General features: G+C 65.6%; 17 protein-coding genes and 2 tRNA genes. 9 read left to right on the top strand and 10 right to left on the bottom strand.

Going from position 1 to position 14,879, the window contains the following annotated elements; genetic code table 11:
- The first annotated feature begins 12 nt into the window (after positions 1 to 12).
- The 3 genes from IWX65_RS02770 to IWX65_RS02760 all read left to right on the top strand — a co-directional run bounded on the left by IWX65_RS02770 (position 13) and on the right by IWX65_RS02760 (position 1,697).
- The gene (locus IWX65_RS02770) at positions 13 to 483 is read left to right on the top strand and encodes an OsmC family protein (RefSeq protein ID WP_442859153.1); all 471 of its coding nucleotides are present in this window, start codon (positions 13 to 15) and stop codon (positions 481 to 483) included.
- A gap of 93 nt (positions 484 to 576) precedes the next feature.
- Positions 577 to 1,209 (top strand): mechanosensitive ion channel family protein, encoded by a 633-nt coding sequence (locus tag IWX65_RS02765; protein ID WP_196880930.1) that lies wholly within the window; start codon positions 577 to 579, stop codon positions 1,207 to 1,209.
- On the top strand, positions 1,206 to 1,697 hold the full coding sequence (locus tag IWX65_RS02760; protein ID WP_196880929.1) for a globin: 492 nt from the start codon (positions 1,206 to 1,208) through the stop codon (positions 1,695 to 1,697). Before IWX65_RS02765 ends, IWX65_RS02760 begins: the two co-directional genes overlap by 4 nt.
- On the opposite strand, the gene IWX65_RS02755 is transcribed toward IWX65_RS02760, so the two are convergent.
- Together IWX65_RS02755 and IWX65_RS02750 are read right to left on the bottom strand one after the other, a co-directional pair.
- Positions 1,694 to 2,347, bottom strand: coding sequence for a hypothetical protein (locus IWX65_RS02755; protein WP_196880928.1), 654 nt, complete (start codon positions 2,345 to 2,347; stop codon positions 1,694 to 1,696). The genes IWX65_RS02760 and IWX65_RS02755 overlap by 4 nt on opposite strands.
- A 9-nt stretch (positions 2,348 to 2,356) precedes the next feature.
- Positions 2,357 to 2,821 (bottom strand): acyl-CoA thioesterase, encoded by a 465-nt coding sequence (locus IWX65_RS02750; protein ID WP_196880927.1) that lies wholly within the window; start codon positions 2,819 to 2,821, stop codon positions 2,357 to 2,359.
- A 166-nt stretch (positions 2,822 to 2,987) separates the two neighbouring features.
- Between IWX65_RS02750 and IWX65_RS02745 the strand changes: the two genes are divergently transcribed.
- Together IWX65_RS02745 and IWX65_RS02740 are read left to right on the top strand one after the other, a co-directional pair.
- On the top strand, positions 2,988 to 3,914 hold the full coding sequence (locus tag IWX65_RS02745) for an acyl-CoA thioesterase (RefSeq protein WP_196880926.1): 927 nt from the start codon (positions 2,988 to 2,990) through the stop codon (positions 3,912 to 3,914).
- Positions 3,915 to 4,024: 110 nt separating this feature from the next.
- Positions 4,025 to 4,678, top strand: coding sequence for a 4a-hydroxytetrahydrobiopterin dehydratase (locus IWX65_RS02740; RefSeq protein WP_196880925.1), 654 nt, complete (start codon positions 4,025 to 4,027; stop codon positions 4,676 to 4,678).
- Between the two features lie 173 nt (positions 4,679 to 4,851).
- Here the strand turns inward: IWX65_RS02740 and ettA are convergent, their stop codons facing one another.
- From ettA to mptB, 6 genes are all read right to left on the bottom strand, one after another.
- Positions 4,852 to 6,534 carry an energy-dependent translational throttle protein EttA gene (ettA, locus tag IWX65_RS02735; protein ID WP_196880924.1) on the bottom strand — a complete coding sequence of 561 codons (1,683 nt, stop codon included), beginning with the start codon at positions 6,532 to 6,534 and terminating at the stop codon, positions 4,852 to 4,854.
- Between the two features lie 126 nt (positions 6,535 to 6,660).
- Positions 6,661 to 7,233: a single-stranded DNA-binding protein gene (ssb, locus tag IWX65_RS02730; protein ID WP_196880923.1), complete on the bottom strand. Its 573-nt coding sequence runs from the start codon at positions 7,231 to 7,233 to the stop codon at positions 6,661 to 6,663.
- Between the two features lie 129 nt (positions 7,234 to 7,362).
- Positions 7,363 to 7,566: a hypothetical protein gene (locus tag IWX65_RS02725; RefSeq protein ID WP_196822130.1), complete on the bottom strand. Its 204-nt coding sequence runs from the start codon at positions 7,564 to 7,566 to the stop codon at positions 7,363 to 7,365.
- A 134-nt stretch (positions 7,567 to 7,700) separates the two neighbouring features.
- Positions 7,701 to 7,776, bottom strand: a tRNA-Arg gene (locus tag IWX65_RS02720).
- A gap of 48 nt (positions 7,777 to 7,824) precedes the next feature.
- The gene (locus tag IWX65_RS02715) at positions 7,825 to 8,244 is read right to left on the bottom strand and encodes a DUF3224 domain-containing protein (RefSeq protein ID WP_196880922.1); all 420 of its coding nucleotides are present in this window, start codon (positions 8,242 to 8,244) and stop codon (positions 7,825 to 7,827) included.
- A 70-nt stretch (positions 8,245 to 8,314) separates the two neighbouring features.
- Positions 8,315 to 9,832: a polyprenol phosphomannose-dependent alpha 1,6 mannosyltransferase MptB gene (gene mptB, locus IWX65_RS02710; protein ID WP_196880921.1), complete on the bottom strand. Its 1,518-nt coding sequence runs from the start codon at positions 9,830 to 9,832 to the stop codon at positions 8,315 to 8,317.
- Between the two features lie 187 nt (positions 9,833 to 10,019).
- Here mptB and orn point away from each other — a divergent pair, with 187 nt between their 5' ends.
- From orn to def, 4 genes are all read left to right on the top strand, one after another.
- Complete coding sequence (gene orn, locus IWX65_RS02705; protein ID WP_196880920.1) at positions 10,020 to 10,622, top strand: oligoribonuclease; 603 nt, start codon at positions 10,020 to 10,022, stop codon at positions 10,620 to 10,622.
- 163 nt (positions 10,623 to 10,785) lie between these two features.
- Positions 10,786 to 10,858: transfer RNA gene (locus tag IWX65_RS02700), tRNA-His, on the top strand.
- Positions 10,859 to 11,002: 144 nt separating this feature from the next.
- Positions 11,003 to 12,157: an acyl-CoA dehydrogenase family protein gene (locus tag IWX65_RS02695; RefSeq protein ID WP_196880919.1), complete on the top strand. Its 1,155-nt coding sequence runs from the start codon at positions 11,003 to 11,005 to the stop codon at positions 12,155 to 12,157.
- Positions 12,158 to 12,179: 22 nt separating this feature from the next.
- Positions 12,180 to 12,752, top strand: coding sequence for a peptide deformylase (def, locus tag IWX65_RS02690; RefSeq protein WP_196880918.1), 573 nt, complete (start codon positions 12,180 to 12,182; stop codon positions 12,750 to 12,752).
- 8 nt (positions 12,753 to 12,760) lie between these two features.
- On the opposite strand, the gene IWX65_RS02685 is transcribed toward def, so the two are convergent.
- Positions 12,761 to 14,059 carry an MFS transporter gene (locus tag IWX65_RS02685; protein ID WP_196880917.1) on the bottom strand — a complete coding sequence of 433 codons (1,299 nt, stop codon included), beginning with the start codon at positions 14,057 to 14,059 and terminating at the stop codon, positions 12,761 to 12,763.
- A gap of 138 nt (positions 14,060 to 14,197) precedes the next feature.
- The gene (locus IWX65_RS02680) at positions 14,198 to 14,764 is read right to left on the bottom strand and encodes a hypothetical protein (protein ID WP_196880916.1); all 567 of its coding nucleotides are present in this window, start codon (positions 14,762 to 14,764) and stop codon (positions 14,198 to 14,200) included.
- Positions 14,765 to 14,879: the final 115 nt, after the last annotated feature.

Raw genomic sequence — 14,879 nt, 5'->3', positions numbered from 1 at the left:
GGAGGAGCCCCCGTGTCGGCACACACCTACGACGTCACCGTCACCTGGACCGGAAACCTCGGGGAGGGCACGACCGGCTACCGTTCGTACAGCCGCGAGAACGAAGTCACTGCTTCGGGACCCCCGCTCCTTGCCGGGACTGCCGATCCGACATTCCACGGGCAGCGCGACCGGTGGAATCCGGAGCAACTGCTTCTGGCCGCACTGGCGCAGTGCCATCTGCTGTCCTACCTCCACATGGCGGTCAAGGCGGGCGTGGTGGTCACCGCGTATTCGGACAGCGCGGCCGGTTTCCTGCGGTTGAACCGGAACGGCAGCGGCGAATTCACTTCGGCCGTGCTCCATCCGGTCGTCACCATCGCCGACCCTGCCCACCGCGACACAGCCCTTCGAATCCATCGGGAGGCTTCGGCGGCCTGCTTCATTGCACGTTCGGTGAACTTCCCCGTGCTGCACGAGCCGGTCATCCTGACCCGGTCCTAGCAGCGCAGCGCATGTAGCCTAGAAATTGCGCCGATTCCGTCCCAGCCCGCGGACAGCACCTGCGGCGCGGATCAGAAAGTAGTCTGCACCCCCATGGATCTTTTTCCGGAGCTCGGTTACGGAAGCCACATTCTCGGCGCGGCGATCATCCTGCTGCTGGCCCTCCTGCTCTGGCTGGCGGTGCGGTATCTCGTGGCGCGCTCCGTCCGGCGTGTGCAGAACGGGTACAGCGTGTTCAGCAAGCCGCACTTCAAGTGGGCCCAGCCGGTCCTGCGGTCCCTTGACCACGCGCGGCGTACCCAGCGTGCGGACACCATCGGCGGCCTGCTCACCAGCACGGCCGGCATCACCATCGCCGTCGTCGCGGCATTGATGGCCCTCGAACAGCTGCAGTTCCAGATCGGACCCATCCTCGCCAGCGTGGGAATCGTGGGTATCGCCATCGGCTTCGGGGCGCGGGAAATCATCCGCGACGCATTCCTGGGGGTCTTCATCACCATCGAGGACCAGTACGGAGTGGGCGATACCATCGAGGTCGGTGAGACGGTGGGAGTGGTGCAGTCCCTCGGCCTTCGCATCACCCGGATGATCGATGCGAACGGGGCCATCTGGTATGTCCGCAACGGCGACATCACCAAGGTCGGCAACCGGTCCCAGGGAGTCTACGTCGAACCGCCGGCAGCAGCTGCCCCGGCAGGAACCGCTCATCAGGAGGACGCATCATGAGGAACAACGACGGCGTCGAGCCCACGCCCCTTGAACTGCGCACGGGCCACGCGCGGCCGCCGTTGCCCGCCGACCGGCTCGTGGCAGCCGGGCAACAGTTCGTCCAGCCCGAATACAACTTCTATGAGTCCGTGGGCGGGCACGAGACATTCGTTCGGCTCGTGGACGTCTTCTACGAGGGTGTGGCGGAGGATGAGCTGCTGCGGCCCATGTACCCCGAGGAGGATCTGGGTCCCGCGAAGGAGCGGCTCCTGCTGTTCCTCGAGCAGTACTGGGGCGGGCCCAAGACCTACGGCGAAACCAGGGGGCATCCACGGCTCCGCATGCGGCACATGCCGTTCCGGGTCACCCCGCAGGCGCGGGACTCGTGGCTTCGGCACATGCGTGCGGCAGTCGACTCCCTCGACCTCGCACCGCTCCATGAAGCGACGCTGTGGGACTACCTGGACCGCGCGGCGCAATCCATGGTGAATTCAGCGGCTCCCTAGAGGACCGCTGCGGTCCGTACCAGGATGTGCCCCCGGCTGGTGCTCAGGCGCGTCCATCGCCCGTTGGTGAACAGTGCCGGCGCTTCGCCCGGGACGAGGAACCCGAGACTGAGGGCACCGAAGGCAGCACCAGCGGGCAGCCCTGCCGGAACGCCGGGAAGCGGTCGCCCCCAGACGGCGCCCCGCGCACTGTTGACCACGGGAGCGCCCGCGCGGTCGGGAACGAGTTCCGCAACCTTCCGGATCCCGCTGTGTGCTGCCTCCTCGAGGAGCGTGGTCGGAACGGCGCCGGCCTGCACCCATCCTGAACGTGGCGGAAGCACGCCGGCCCAGTTCTCCGTCACCGCAACGGTGGGCACCGTGAAGACGGTGTCGTCCCGCAGGCGTGCCAGACGGTCGGCGACCGATCCTAGCCCCACCGTGATGTCGACGGAGGCATTCTCCGCCAGGGGCATCGTCCTCAGCCCGAGCACGGTCGGGGTCGACTCCCCCAGCGCTGCTGCGCTGAGCGTGCAGACGTACGCCGCAAGTACGGTACCGGAGGCCTGCAGCCGCATGGCGCCGTCGCCGTTGGCACGGGCCCGTGCCGTGAAGGTCCGGAAATCGGCAGCCACGTGGGCATCGCCGAGCACTAATTCACTGCTGGACATCGCCCGCTCCTAAGCGCCGGAAGTGCGGCGGAAAGGCACCTCACGGCCGATCCACTGCGCCAGCGCGGCTTGTTGGGCCTCGCTCATCGGCACGGGCCGGCCGGACTGCCGGTCGACGAGGATCATCGTGGTCGATGCCACCGCGCACGTGGTGCCGGCGTCGGGCGCTTCTGTGTCCCGCACCGCGTAGCCCAGGGTGAAGCTCGAGGAGCCGACGGCGGTGATCCACACGTCCACTCCGGCCGGTTCCCTACTGAAATTCAGCGGGGCGAGGTATTCGATCTCGTGTCGTCCCACGAGAGTGTACTGTCCTGCGTCGGACACATCGAGGAAAGCGGAGCCACCCCCCGGTTCGGACAGCAGGCGCACCCTCGCGTCCTCGAGGAACTGCACGAACCGTGCGTTGTTGACGTGGCCGTAGGAATCTTCATCGCCGAAGCGCAGCTGAAGCGGGACGGTGAGCGGAGGCGACATACTGCAATACTCTCAAAAGCCCGTGCGTCAGGCTATTCGCCGACCGGGTGCCTGCCCGCGCCCCGCCGCCGCGCGCGTGTTGAGCAGTGCGGACCTGTCCGTCTAGTGTCGAAGGTAGATTTTCCGGGGCCGACGCTCCGCAGCTACCGCACCCGCAAGGAGACACATGACCGAACAGCCGCACGTCGCCAGCCCCGTCGATTCCGGGGAATACCCGGCAGATCCCACGAAGGCGCTGCTGGGCCTGCTCGACCTCAGCAGCGCCGACGGCGCCCACACCGATGAGGACATCTTCGTGGGTAGCTCCGCGCCGCAGCCGGGGAAAAGGGTTTTCGGCGGACAGGTTCTTGCACAGTCACTGATTGCGGCGATGCGGACCGTGGAGTCGACCCGCCAGGTGCACTCGATGCACGGGTACTTCCTGCGTGCCGGGAACGCGGACCAGCCCATCACCTTCGGAGTCCAGAGGCTGCGGGACGGGCGGTCCTTCTCGGCTCGCCGCGCGCATGCGTACCAGGACGGCGTGCCGATCCTCTCGATGATCGCGTCCTTCCAGGAACCGGACGACGGCGTCACCCACCAGGACCCGATGCCCGACAACGTACCCGATCCGGAGTCGCTGCCCACCACGGCGGAGCTGCTGGGCGGGTTCGACCACCCCGTGGCCCGTGCGTGGGCCTATCAGCGCCCTATCGATGTGCGGCACATCGACGCTCCGCTGTATATCAGCAACGCCGGGTCGCGCGAAGCCCGGAACGCGGTGTGGATGAAGACCTTCGGGCCCATGCCCGACGACCAGCACGTGCACCGCGCGGCACTCGCCTATGCCAGCGACTACACTCTGCTCGAATCGATCCTCCGCCCGCACGGGCTGAGCTGGATCCATCCGGGGATGAGCGTCGCGAGCCTCGACCACGCCATGTGGTGGCACCGGCCCGTGCGAATCGACGAGTGGCTGCTCTATGTCCAGAGCTCGCCCAGCGCTTCCGGTGCCCGCGGTCTCGCGGCCGGCCGGATCTACAATCGCGCGGGCGAACTCGTGGCAAGCGTTGCCCAGGAAGGGATGATCCGGGTTCCGGCTGCCGGCTCCTGACCACCGTCCCGGCTCGAATTGCTTGACCCGTCGAACCGGCGAGCCGCTATCACCGATCGGTCCGTCCGGCGAAGACCCCGGCCTACGCGCCCGTATGGCAGAGTTCCACCATGGAGAAGCTAAGCAATCAGCAGATCATCGATGCCGGCCTCGGCGACTGGCGCAAGCTGGCCCAGGCACTTCACGCGCGCTACTCGATCGGGGACTACACCGTGGCAGCGAGGTTCCTCACCGCTGTGGCACAGGCCGCGGAAGAGGATGGCCACCACCCCGACCGGAAGTTGACCTACGGCGTCATCGACGTCTCGCTGTGTACCCATGAGGGCGGTCTGTGGGTCACGCAGAAGGACATCGACATGGCCAGGAAGATCAGCGGGATCGCCCGCGAGAACGGGCTGGAGCCGACGCCGTCCGCCGTGGCCCAACTCGAGATGGCACTGGACACGGCACACGAGGACAGCGTCGCACCCTTCTGGTCGGTGCTGCTCACCGGTAGCTCGGGCAACAGAGTGCAGGACTCGGTCTTCGACCCCACCGGTCGGGTGCCGAGCCTCTGGTTCCAGGGCACCGAGGACCACGAGAGTCCCCGCCAGCGCTGGCACTTCGACCTATGGCTCGCCCCCGAGGTGGCCGATGAACGGATCGCCGCAGCAGTGGCCAGCGGCGGGTCCATCGTCGATGACACTGCAGCGCCGTCCTTCACCGTGCTTGCTGACCCCGACGGGAACCGGGTCTGCATCTGTACCTCACTCGATCGGAGCTGAGGCCTGCCCCCTGCGCTGCCCGCGCCGCTGCCGTCCATGGATCGGCGGAGGACTGTTCCGTCGTGCTGCTGCGGCCGCGTCAGCCGAGGAGCGGTCGTTGCAACTTCCAGGACTCCTGGATGTCGCAACGACAGCCCTCCGGCGCCCTCGGGAGCGTTCAGCCGGCCCGCAGATCAGTCGCGGGTCAGACGGCGATGCGTCACGCGGTGCGGCTTGGCCGCGTCGGGGCCGAGACGCTCCACCTTGTTCTGTTCGTAGGCGTCGAAGTTACCCTCGAACCAGTACCAGGCGTCAGGATCTTCCTCGGTTCCCTCATAGGACAGGATGTGGGTGGCAACCCGGTCCAGGAACCAACGGTCGTGCGAGACGACGACAGCGCAGCCCGGAAACTCGAGCAGCGCGTTCTCAAGGCTGGACAGGGTCTCGACGTCGAGGTCGTTGGTAGGCTCATCCAGCAGCAGGAGGTTTCCACCCTGTTTGAGGGTCATGGCCAGGTTCAACCGGTTGCGCTCGCCGCCGGAGAGGACTCCGGCTTTCTTCTGCTGGTCCGGGCCCTTGAATCCGAAGGCCGAGACGTAGGCCCGTGAGGGCATTTCGACCTGTCCCACCTGGATGAAGTCGAGCCCGTCGGACACGACTTCCCAGAGCGACTTGTTGGGGTCGATGCCGGCTCGGGACTGGTCGACGTAGGAGATCTTCACCGACTCGCCGATTCGGAGCTCCCCACCGTCAAGGGGCTCGAGTCCCACGATGGTCTTGAACAGCGTGGTCTTACCGACGCCGTTGGGGCCGATCACTCCGACGATGCCATTGCGCGGCAGCGAGAAGGACAGGCCGTCGATGAGCACTCGATCCTCGTAGCCCTTCTTCAGGTTGCGGGCTTCGATGACCTGGCTTCCGAGGCGCGGTCCGGGCGGGATCTGGATTTCCTCGAAGTCCAGCTTGCGTGTGCGGTCCGCTTCCGCGGCCATCTCCTCGTAACGTCCAAGGCGCGCCTTGGACTTGGTCTGGCGGCCCTTGGCGTTGGAGCGCACCCATTCGAGTTCCTCGGTGAGGCGTCGAGAGAGCTTGGCGTCCTTCTTGCCCTGCACCTCGAGGCGCGCGCGCTTCTTCTCCAGGTAGGTGGAGTAGTTGCCCTCGTAGGGGTAGAGGTGACCACGGTCTACTTCGGCGATCCACTCGGCCACATGATCGAGGAAGTACCGGTCGTGGGTGACGGCCAGAACGGCACCGGTGTAGGCGGAGAGGTGCTGCTCGAGCCACAGCACGCTTTCGGCGTCGAGGTGGTTGGTGGGCTCGTCGAGCAGGAGGAGGTCCGGCTTCTGGAGCAGCAGTTTGCAGAGTGCCACGCGGCGGCGCTCTCCACCTGAGAGAACCGTCACATCGGCGTCGGGCGGCGGGCAGCGAAGAGCGTCCATCGCCTGTTCCAGCTGGGAATCGAGGTCCCACGCGTCAGCGGCGTCGATCGCTTCCTGGAGCTTGCCCATCTCGTCGAGGAGTTTGTCGAAGTCGGCGTCGGGGCTCGCCATCTCCTCCGAGATCTGGTTGAAGCGCTGGATCTTTCCGTAGATCTCGCCAACGCCCTCCTGGACGTTTCCGAGCACCGTCTTCTCCTCGTTCAGGGGCGGCTCCTGGAGCAGGATCCCCACCGAGTAGCCGGGGCTGAGCCGTGCCTCACCGTTCGAGGGCGTGTCCAGGCCCGCCATGATCTTGAGGATGGTGGACTTACCGGAACCGTTCGGTCCCACAACGCCGATCTTCGCCCCTGGGATGAAGGACATACTCACGTTGTCGAGGATTACTTTGTCGCCAACAGCCTTGCGGGCCTTGGTCATTGTGTAGATAAATTCCGCCATACCTTCAAGGCTAGTGCGTGCGCACCCTTAACTCACATTCAGGGCCACCCCACCCTCGGCAGCCAGGCAGGCCCGCGCGCGACGGTCCGCCGGAGGACCGCACACGTCCCGGCGCGGATCGACCCGTTAGAAAGGAGCACCGGCGGGGTCGAGTTCCTTTGCTTTCGACGCCGAGCCGGAATCGTCGTCGTCGCCGGCCGCCGTGCCGTCCTGGTCGGGATCGGCAGTGTGACCAGTGCCGTAGCCGTCGCCGTCGAGGATCTCCCCGGTTGCGGAATCCACCCCCGCCGGCACCTCACCAACGGCTGCAGGCAGTTGACCCTGGTCATCCGTGCGATCTGCGGATGTCCGTCTGAAATTGGCGGTGCCCCACATGAGGTCGTGGCCGGCGGTATCGGCATCGATGTCGACGGAGGTACCGGTCCGGCCGTCGGCGGTGGCCCAGGGGCGAACCTTGAGCCGGCCCGTGATCACCACGCGGTCCCCCTTCTTCAGGCTGGCGGCGGCATTGGTCGCGAGCTGGCGGAACATGGAGACCGAGTACCAGTTGGTGTGCCCGTCGATCCAGGTATTCGTTTCCTTGTCGAAGCGCCGGTCGGTGGAGCACATCCGGAAACCGGCGATCGGCAGCCCGCTCTGTGCAAGTGTGAGCCGGACGTCCGTAGCCACGTACCCCCGGACCGTGATGATGTCATTCATGGAATTCCCTCTCCCTCAACTATCCGAAATACGAGCGGCGGGACGCCCCCCTCCTTCAAGTTTCTGCGCCGGGGGCACGGAAGAACCGGAATGGGGCTGCTATGTGGACAAGGAGCACGTGCAGGCAGGTCAGGGCGCCCTGCGCGTGTAGTTGAGGATTCCGATCAGCAGGGCCACTACCCCACCGATCACGAGACCGACGATACCGACCGTCACCAGTACCGCGTTGAATCCTTCCTCGCCCCGGAAGTACACCTGCAGCCGTGCGGCCGTGATGAAGGCGCCCGCGGCAGAGATGAAAGCAATCTGCGCGAAGCGGCTGGGCTTTTTCATCGTTCAAGCGTAACGGCCGGGCCGGGCGATCCATCGGGGCAGGCGGGTTGCGGCCGGACAGCAGCCCATCCGGTTTCTCCCAGGCAGAAAGGAAGCGGCCCCGACGGACGATGTGTCAGTCGGGGCCGCTTCGGTGGTGCCCCCGGCAGGATTCGAACCTGCGACCAGAGGATTAGAAGGCCCCTGCTCTATCCCCTGAGCTACGGAGGCAGTCCGCCCAGTTTACTATGGCACCGCCCACCGCCTGTGTGGGGTCGCCTACTCCGCCGGCTGGGTGAAGGTCACGCGCAGTTCGAGCCGGTGCTGTCCGTCGGGACCCTGCGAGTAGAGAGCCTTGCCCGCCACGCCTGCAAGGCCGCCGGTCCCCGACCCGGGGATGATGTGCCCGGATGCTGCTGCTTCGGTACCTTCGGCCACGCCCCAGTGCTGTACCACCATGGAGCCGGTGCGCTCCCCGAGGGTGCCGGTGAACTGTTCGGACGCCACATAGCCGGCGCCGACGTCGTTTCCCGCCATCAGCAGTTCCGCGGTGCTTGTCCCGGTGATCCCGCCCTCGAAAACCTTGACCGCCCGCACCCTCGACAATTCCCCGGTGCTGCCCGGTTCGGAATAGGGTTCGGGAGCCCATTCTGTGATCTCGAATTCCCCGGAGTATGTCTGTTCATCTGCATCGGTCATCTACTCAGTATCGCCCGTGCCGAAAGGAAGTGCATGCTCCATCCCTCTCCCCACGCCGGAAAGCGGGTCGCTAGTGCAGCTGTCCCGGAGAGAGTTGATGGAACCTGCGGCGGAAGAGGACCTTCGTGCTGCGGTCGAGGAAGACCAGGTAGAAGGCGAAGCCGAGGGCGCAGACGGCGGCGATCTGGCGCGCTGCCATCAGGCTGAATTCGAAGTAGGGAAAAATGTCCAGCTGGTCGGTGATGGCGTACACCATGAAGAAGGACACCGTGAAGTACAGCGCCTTCACCTGCCAGTCATCGCGGATCCCGGTCACGGCGAACAGCGGTATCAGCCAGACCACGTACCAGGACTGGATCATGGGTGACAGCACCACGATCGCCGCGAACGCGAAGGCAAGGCGACGAACGAGCCGGCTGTGGTCTCCCCGGAAGATCTGGAGCGCGATGATCACCAGGGAGCCCAGGCGGGCCAGTGTGTGGACCACACTGGCGAAGCCCCACCCGTCCAGCCCGACGGCGTTGCCGAGTGTCGCCACGATCAACCCGAGGAAGCCGACGGGTGCGTACCAGATCCACACGCTGCCGGGAGTACTGAGGGCGCCCACCCAGCCGAAGCCGAAGCCGTTGATCAGGCCCATGATCCAGAGCAGGCCGAGCGACAGGCCCGCCGTGACGGCCCAGTAGCCGAATTTCCGCGGCCATGAGGCGCCCCTGCCCGCCCACATCAGCCCCACGAACGGCAGGAAGATCAGGGTGATCGGCTTGATGCCCACGGACGCCGTGATGAGGATGATGCCCCAGATGGGACGGCGGGTCGCGGCGAGGTAGAGCCCGGCGAGGGCGAGCCCGATCATGAGGGAGTCATTGTGGATGGAAGCAACGAAATTGATCAGGAACAGCGGGTTGGCGGCCGTCAGCCACAGGGCCCGGTTGGCGTTGATACCGTGGAGGTCGGCGAGTCTGGGAATGAAGTAGACGCACAGTCCGACCCCGGCGACGGCGACCATCCGGAACAGGGCGATCGAGAAATCGGGTTGGCCTCCCGTAATGCGCACCACCGCCTCCTCGATCCACAGGAAGACCGGGCCGTAGGGGGTGGGGCTCTGCGCCCACAGGTCGTCAGCACCGATCTGTAGATAATTCGAGATCTGCGAATAACCGTCGCGGTACGGATTCAGCCCGGCGATCATGACCTGGCCCTGGGCGATGTAGGCGAAGACGTCACGGCTGAACAGTGGGAGCGCCACGCACATCGGTGCCGCCCAGGCCAGGACGGCTTTCAATACGAAGGGCCGGGTCTCGGGTCCCCAACCGGAGAGTCGCTGCCCGAGGCGGAGCCACGAGCGCACGAGCAGCATGCCGCCGACCGCGAGGACGAGCACGGAGAAGACCGCCCCTTCCGGCTCGAAGCGAAGCCACATGATCATCGGGTTGCGGCGTAGCTCGGTCGACGCGAGCGACAGCCAGCCCACCCCCATGGAACCGAGCCACATCAGCATCGAGCCGACGAACCCCTGGATGATCGCGATGTTGGGGCGTTCAAGGCGCGACGCCGAGGGCTCAGTCACAGGGACTTGGGCGGTCATCTCGGTGCGTCCGATCCTTGTACGGCGGGAGGGTGCTCCGGCGGCTGCCGTACCTGAGTCAACGAGTGCGCCGGGCTTCGACGATATTAGCAGTTCGGACCCGTCCCATCCTGGGAAGTGGAAGCCCATCCTTGCTCCTGGAACGCTATCCGGGGCCCTGCCGGACCGTGCGCGGTACATTTGTCGGGTGCCGATATCAAATGAACCAATTGTGTGGATCGACTGCGAAATGACGGGGCTCGATCTGGAGAAGGACGGCCTCATCGAAGTAGCCGTCCTCGTCACCGACTCCGAGCTGAACGTGCTGGGGAATGGAGTGGACGTCGTCATCGCTCCCGAACCGGCGGCCCTGGAGCAGATGGGGGACTTCGTGCGGCAGATGCACACCGACTCGGGACTACTCGAGGAACTACCGCAGGGCATCGGAATGCAGGACGCCGAGGCCCGGGTCCTCGAGTACATCAAGGAGTGGGTCCCCGAGCCGCGCAAAGCGCAACTCGCCGGGAACTCGGTAGGCACTGACAGGAACTTCCTGGCGAGGGACATGCCCGCTGTCGTCGATCACCTTCACTACCGCGTCATCGATGTGTCGACCATCAAGGAACTCGCCCGTCGCTGGTACACCCGAGCCTATTTCCAGAGTCCGGCGAAAAGCGGCGGCCACCGCGCACTCGGCGATATCAAGGACTCGATCCGGGAGCTCCGTTACTACCGCCAGGCGGTTTTCGTGCCCAGCCCGGGGCCCGACTCCCCCACGAGCAAGGCGATCGCCCAGTCGCTCGACCAGTAACGGGAGGCCGGTCGAGGCGGAGCCTCCGGCTACGACGGAACCCGGATGGAAAAAGCCCCGCGAAAAGTGTGTAAACTTGTTTCCGCTGCCTTTCGCAGCCTGCCCGGGTGGACGATCGCTGAGTGAATCGGCTGAGTTCCAAGGGGTCGGCGCGGATTGCATGGTGGGTATAGCTCAGTTGGCAGAGCGCCTGGTTGTGGTCCAGGAGGTCGCGGGTTCAAGCCCCGTTACTCACCCGTAGAGTTCGGTTGTTCCGACAATCGAGAGAAAGCCGCCCTGGAGATACTCCGGGGCGGCTTTACGTTTGACCGCCATTCCCAGAGGAATCGGGTTCCGGCCCGTCCGGTACGCCGAAGCGAGTGTTGGAGAGGACTGTCCGCATGGAACGCACGGTATTCGAAGAGGATCACGAGCTCTTCCGCGATGTTGCCCGGGAGTTCAACGCCCGCGAAGTGGCGCCGCACTACGCGAAGTGGGACCAGGAACACATCATGCCCCGCCGGTTGTGGCAGGCGGCGGGTGAGCAGGGCCTGCTGGGAATGGCGGTTCCCGAGGAGTTCGGGGGCGCCGGTATGGCGGATTACCGCTTCCGCGCAGTGCTCGACGAGGAATTCGCGAAAAGCAACCACCTCGCCGTCGGGCTTGCTTTCCATCTGCACGACGACCTCGTCCTGCCCCATCTGTTGGCCCACGGCTCGGAGGACCTGTTGCAGCGCTGGCTGCCCGGCATGGTTTCCGGGGAAACGGTCACCTCGTGTGCCTGGACCGAACCGGGCGCCGGCAGCGATTTGCGCGGAATCCGCACCAAGGCAGTGCGCGACGGCGACGACTGGCTCCTCAGTGGGCAGAAGGTCTTCATCGGGAACGGCATCAGCGGAGATGCCTCACTGGTCCTGGCGAGGACCGACGGTAGTGCAGGCCGGGGTTCAAGCGACGCATTCTCCCTGTTCATGGTCGAAAAGACCGAGGGCTACACGACGGGCCGCCAGCTCGACAAGATGGGGCTGAAGGCCTCGGACACCTCCGAGCTGTTCTTCGACAACGTCCGCGTGCCGGGAAACAACCTCGTCGGGGAGGAAGGCCAGGGCCTGCGATACAGCCTCGAGCAGCTTCCGCAGGCACGCCTCGGGATCGCCGTGGCGTCGTCGGCTGTCGCCCGGGCTGTCTATGAGCAGACGGTCGCCTATACCAGGGACCGCAACGCCTTCGGTGAACGCGTCATCGACTTCCAGAACACGCGCTTCGCCCTCGCCGACATCCTCACCGAGGTGGAGGTGACCGAGACCTACGTCGACGCCGCCATGCTCGCCTTCAACGACGGCAAGCTCGACGGCGTGTCAGCCGCCCGCGCGAAGCTGTGGGCGAGCGAGCGGGTGAAGTCGATCACCGACCGTTGCCTCCAGCTGCACGGCGGCTACGGGTACATCCTCGAATATCCCGTCTCACAGGCCTTCCTCGCGGCCCGGCTGCTCACCATCTTCGGCGGCACCAGCGAGATCATGCGCGAAAGCGTCGGCCGCTCCATTGCGGGCTGACCACAGAACCAAGGAAGGACCCATGACTGTCCACCCCATCACCATCACCGGCGAAGCGGTTCTTCACCGGCGTGCGCTGCCCGTGGAGCACTTCGACGACGAACTCCGGATCCTCATCGCCGACATGTTCGAGACCATGGACGTCGCCAACGGGGTGGGCCTTGCCGCTCCGCAGATCGGTGTGGGTTCGAGGATCTTCGTCTATTCGATGGCGAACGACGACGGCGTGCCGCCGCGCGGAGTCCTGGTGAACCCCACCCTGGTGACGTCCAAGGTTCCAGGGTCGGCTCCGGACCCTGAGGAGGAGGCCGAGGGGTGCCTTTCAGTACCCGGCGAGGCCTTTCCCCTCAAGCGTGCCGAATGGGCGAAGATCTCGGGCTTCGACGGCGACGGCAGTCCTGTGGCTTTCGAGGCCACCGGCTGGTTCGCCCGGTGCCTGCAGCACGAGTACGACCATCTCGACGGCCTGCTGTACGTGGACCGGCTCAACGGCCGCTACGCGCGCAAGGCGCGCAAGGCTATCGCTGCGGAGGGGTGGGGTGTTCCGGGGCGAACGTGGCTGCCCGGTGTCGATCCGGACCCGTTCGGTCACTGACCGGCATCTCAGCGCGGAGGAATGGAGGCGGCTCGCTCGTCCCGAACGGGATCCGGCCCCTGATCCAGATCCTCGAGCCGCTGCACCTTCCGGAGCGGGCCGAGCATGGCCACCACCGGGGCAGCGAGGGCTATTCCGATGCCGATGAGCATCGCTGTCCGCACGCCGAATGCCTCCGCAAGCACCCCTGCTGCCACTGCCGCGATGGCCAGCATGCCCCAGCTCACGGTCCGCGAAGCCGCGCCGAGACGCCCCATCATCCCGGGAGGGCATACGCGCTGCCGGAAACTGATGCCGATCACGATGTTCCAGGCGACACTCGCGCCCATGATGAACATCCCGGCGAGTCCGGGAAGCATGCCCCAGCCCGGCGTCATCACCAGAAGCGACGCATAACCGAGTACCCCGGGGACCATGGACCAGCGCCAGAGCGGCCCGGAGCCGAACCGTTTTCCCAACGCCGTGACTGTCACCCCGCCGACGGTTCCGCCGATCGACGCTGCCGCAAGCAACAGGCCCAGCCATACCTGCGACTCGTTGAGGGTTCGCAGCACCAGCAGCACGATGAGCGAGGCTGCGATATTGCCGCCCAGATTCCACAGGGCTGCGTTATAGAGGATGGCTCGTAGGGGGGCGGTGCTGAAGGTGTACCGCATGCCGTCCGCCATCTCCCGGAAGATGCGGTGCTCGGTCTTGTCGGGAACGATCTCGGCGACGTCCAGGCGCCGCACGGCCACCAGTGAGACGACAGAGGTCCCCACCTCGATCAGGAGCGAGTTGGACGCCCCCGCCGAACTCGTGAGCCAGCCGGCCATCGAACGGCCCGCCGCGTCGGCAGCGGCTCCGGATCCTGTGATCAGCCCGTTGCCCTCCATCAGCTCGTCCTTGGTGACGGCCTGCTGAACCATGGCCTGATCGGCGAGGGTGAAGAAGACGGAGGTCACTCCGGCAAGAAAGGCAACGATGAACAACAGGGCAACGCTGAGGCTGCCCGACCAGTAGGCGAGCGGAAGACTCGCGAGGGCCGCAATACGGACGATCAAGGACCATACCATGACCGGACGGCGCGGCAGCCTGTCCACCCACACCCCGATGACAAGACCGAAGAGGAGCCACGGGAGGAACGTCATTCCGGCGAGCGCCGCAACCTCGAAATCGCTCGCGTGCAATTCCACCGCCGCGATCACCGGGAGAGCAACGGATGCCACGGCGTTACCGAAAATCCCTGCGGTGCTGGAGATGAAGAGCGCCCGGAAGTTCCGGTTGCGCACCAGAAGGTGAGGCTTGTCACTGGTGCTCGCGGTCATTGGATCAGGGTAGCGGAGCAAGTGCAGCGCGTTTGTTCACCACGGCCGTTTCGCCGGGAAAACCTCCACAGGGGTTGACTGTTATCCTGGGCAACCGGATAATTCCTCCGAAGGATTTACAGGAGTGCCGGGTGTCGATCACCCCGCAGGAGCAGCATAGACGTGAAGCGGTGCGCCTTCGCTGAAGGTCACCACATAGGTCTGCCCCTCGATGAGCACCTCGCATCGCTGCACGCCGTCCACTCGGCAATCCTCGCCCGGCTCCACTGGTGCCGGATCCCACGGAGTCCAATCGCCGGGAGCGACCGGGGGCACCGGCTCGGAGAACCCCCGCGATTCGGGGGGAAGGCAGGTATAGGGGTCTGCCGGGTCGGTCCACCAGTTACCCAGCTCGGTCACGGGACACGGAGGATAGGCCGGGCTGGGCAGCAGCTCCGGAGGAAGGTCGCCGCCCATTCCGCTGCCGACCTCTTCGACGGGAAGAGATTCCGCTGATTCCGGCTGTGATTCCAGCCCTGTTCCGGGCGCATCCTCGGAAATGACGGGGACGGCAGCCGGAGAAAGGACATGATCGGCGCCCGGTACACCCGGTACTTGTTCCACCAGCGAGGAGGAAGGTTCCCCTGCGGAATCCCTTCCGTCCGAGGCCGCTTCGCCCGTTCCGGGCAGGAACGCGATCAAGAGCGCGCCCCCGATCGCCAACACTGGACCACTGTGTACTTTTTTCACTTTTGCCACCCCAGATGACTAGTTTTCGTTGTTACCGAAAACTACGTGGGACTTCGCGCCAGGGACACAGTAGCGGTTACCTGCTTTTAGG

The sequence above is a fragment of the Arthrobacter sp. CAN_A214 genome, from assembly GCF_015751955.1.
Lineage (GTDB): Bacteria > Actinomycetota > Actinomycetes > Actinomycetales > Micrococcaceae > Arthrobacter_D.
The sequence above is the reverse complement of the archived record's forward strand: the minus strand, read 5'-3'. Positions and strand labels throughout refer to the sequence as shown.

Coding starts and splice junctions, on each gene's coding strand:
- IWX65_RS02725 (WP_196822130.1), bottom strand. CDS start 7,566: ATGAAAAAGCCCAGCCGCTTCGCGCAGATTGCTTTCATCTCTGCCGCG.
- IWX65_RS02695 (WP_196880919.1), top strand. CDS start 11,003: ATGGAACGCACGGTATTCGAAGAGGATCACGAGCTCTTCCGCGATGTT.
- mptB (WP_196880921.1), bottom strand. CDS start 9,832: ATGACCGCCCAAGTCCCTGTGACTGAGCCCTCGGCGTCGCGCCTTGAA.
- ettA (WP_196880924.1), bottom strand. CDS start 6,534: ATGGCGGAATTTATCTACACAATGACCAAGGCCCGCAAGGCTGTTGGC.
- def (WP_196880918.1), top strand. CDS start 12,180: ATGACTGTCCACCCCATCACCATCACCGGCGAAGCGGTTCTTCACCGG.
- IWX65_RS02755 (WP_196880928.1), bottom strand. CDS start 2,347: ATGTCCAGCAGTGAATTAGTGCTCGGCGATGCCCACGTGGCTGCCGAT.
- IWX65_RS02745 (WP_196880926.1), top strand. CDS start 2,988: ATGACCGAACAGCCGCACGTCGCCAGCCCCGTCGATTCCGGGGAATAC.
- IWX65_RS02750 (WP_196880927.1), bottom strand. CDS start 2,821: ATGTCGCCTCCGCTCACCGTCCCGCTTCAGCTGCGCTTCGGCGATGAA.
- IWX65_RS02685 (WP_196880917.1), bottom strand. CDS start 14,059: ATGACCGCGAGCACCAGTGACAAGCCTCACCTTCTGGTGCGCAACCGG.
- IWX65_RS02715 (WP_196880922.1), bottom strand. CDS start 8,244: ATGACCGATGCAGATGAACAGACATACTCCGGGGAATTCGAGATCACA.
- IWX65_RS02760 (WP_196880929.1), top strand. CDS start 1,206: ATGAGGAACAACGACGGCGTCGAGCCCACGCCCCTTGAACTGCGCACG.
- IWX65_RS02740 (WP_196880925.1), top strand. CDS start 4,025: ATGGAGAAGCTAAGCAATCAGCAGATCATCGATGCCGGCCTCGGCGAC.
- ssb (WP_196880923.1), bottom strand. CDS start 7,233: ATGAATGACATCATCACGGTCCGGGGGTACGTGGCTACGGACGTCCGG.
- IWX65_RS02765 (WP_196880930.1), top strand. CDS start 577: ATGGATCTTTTTCCGGAGCTCGGTTACGGAAGCCACATTCTCGGCGCG.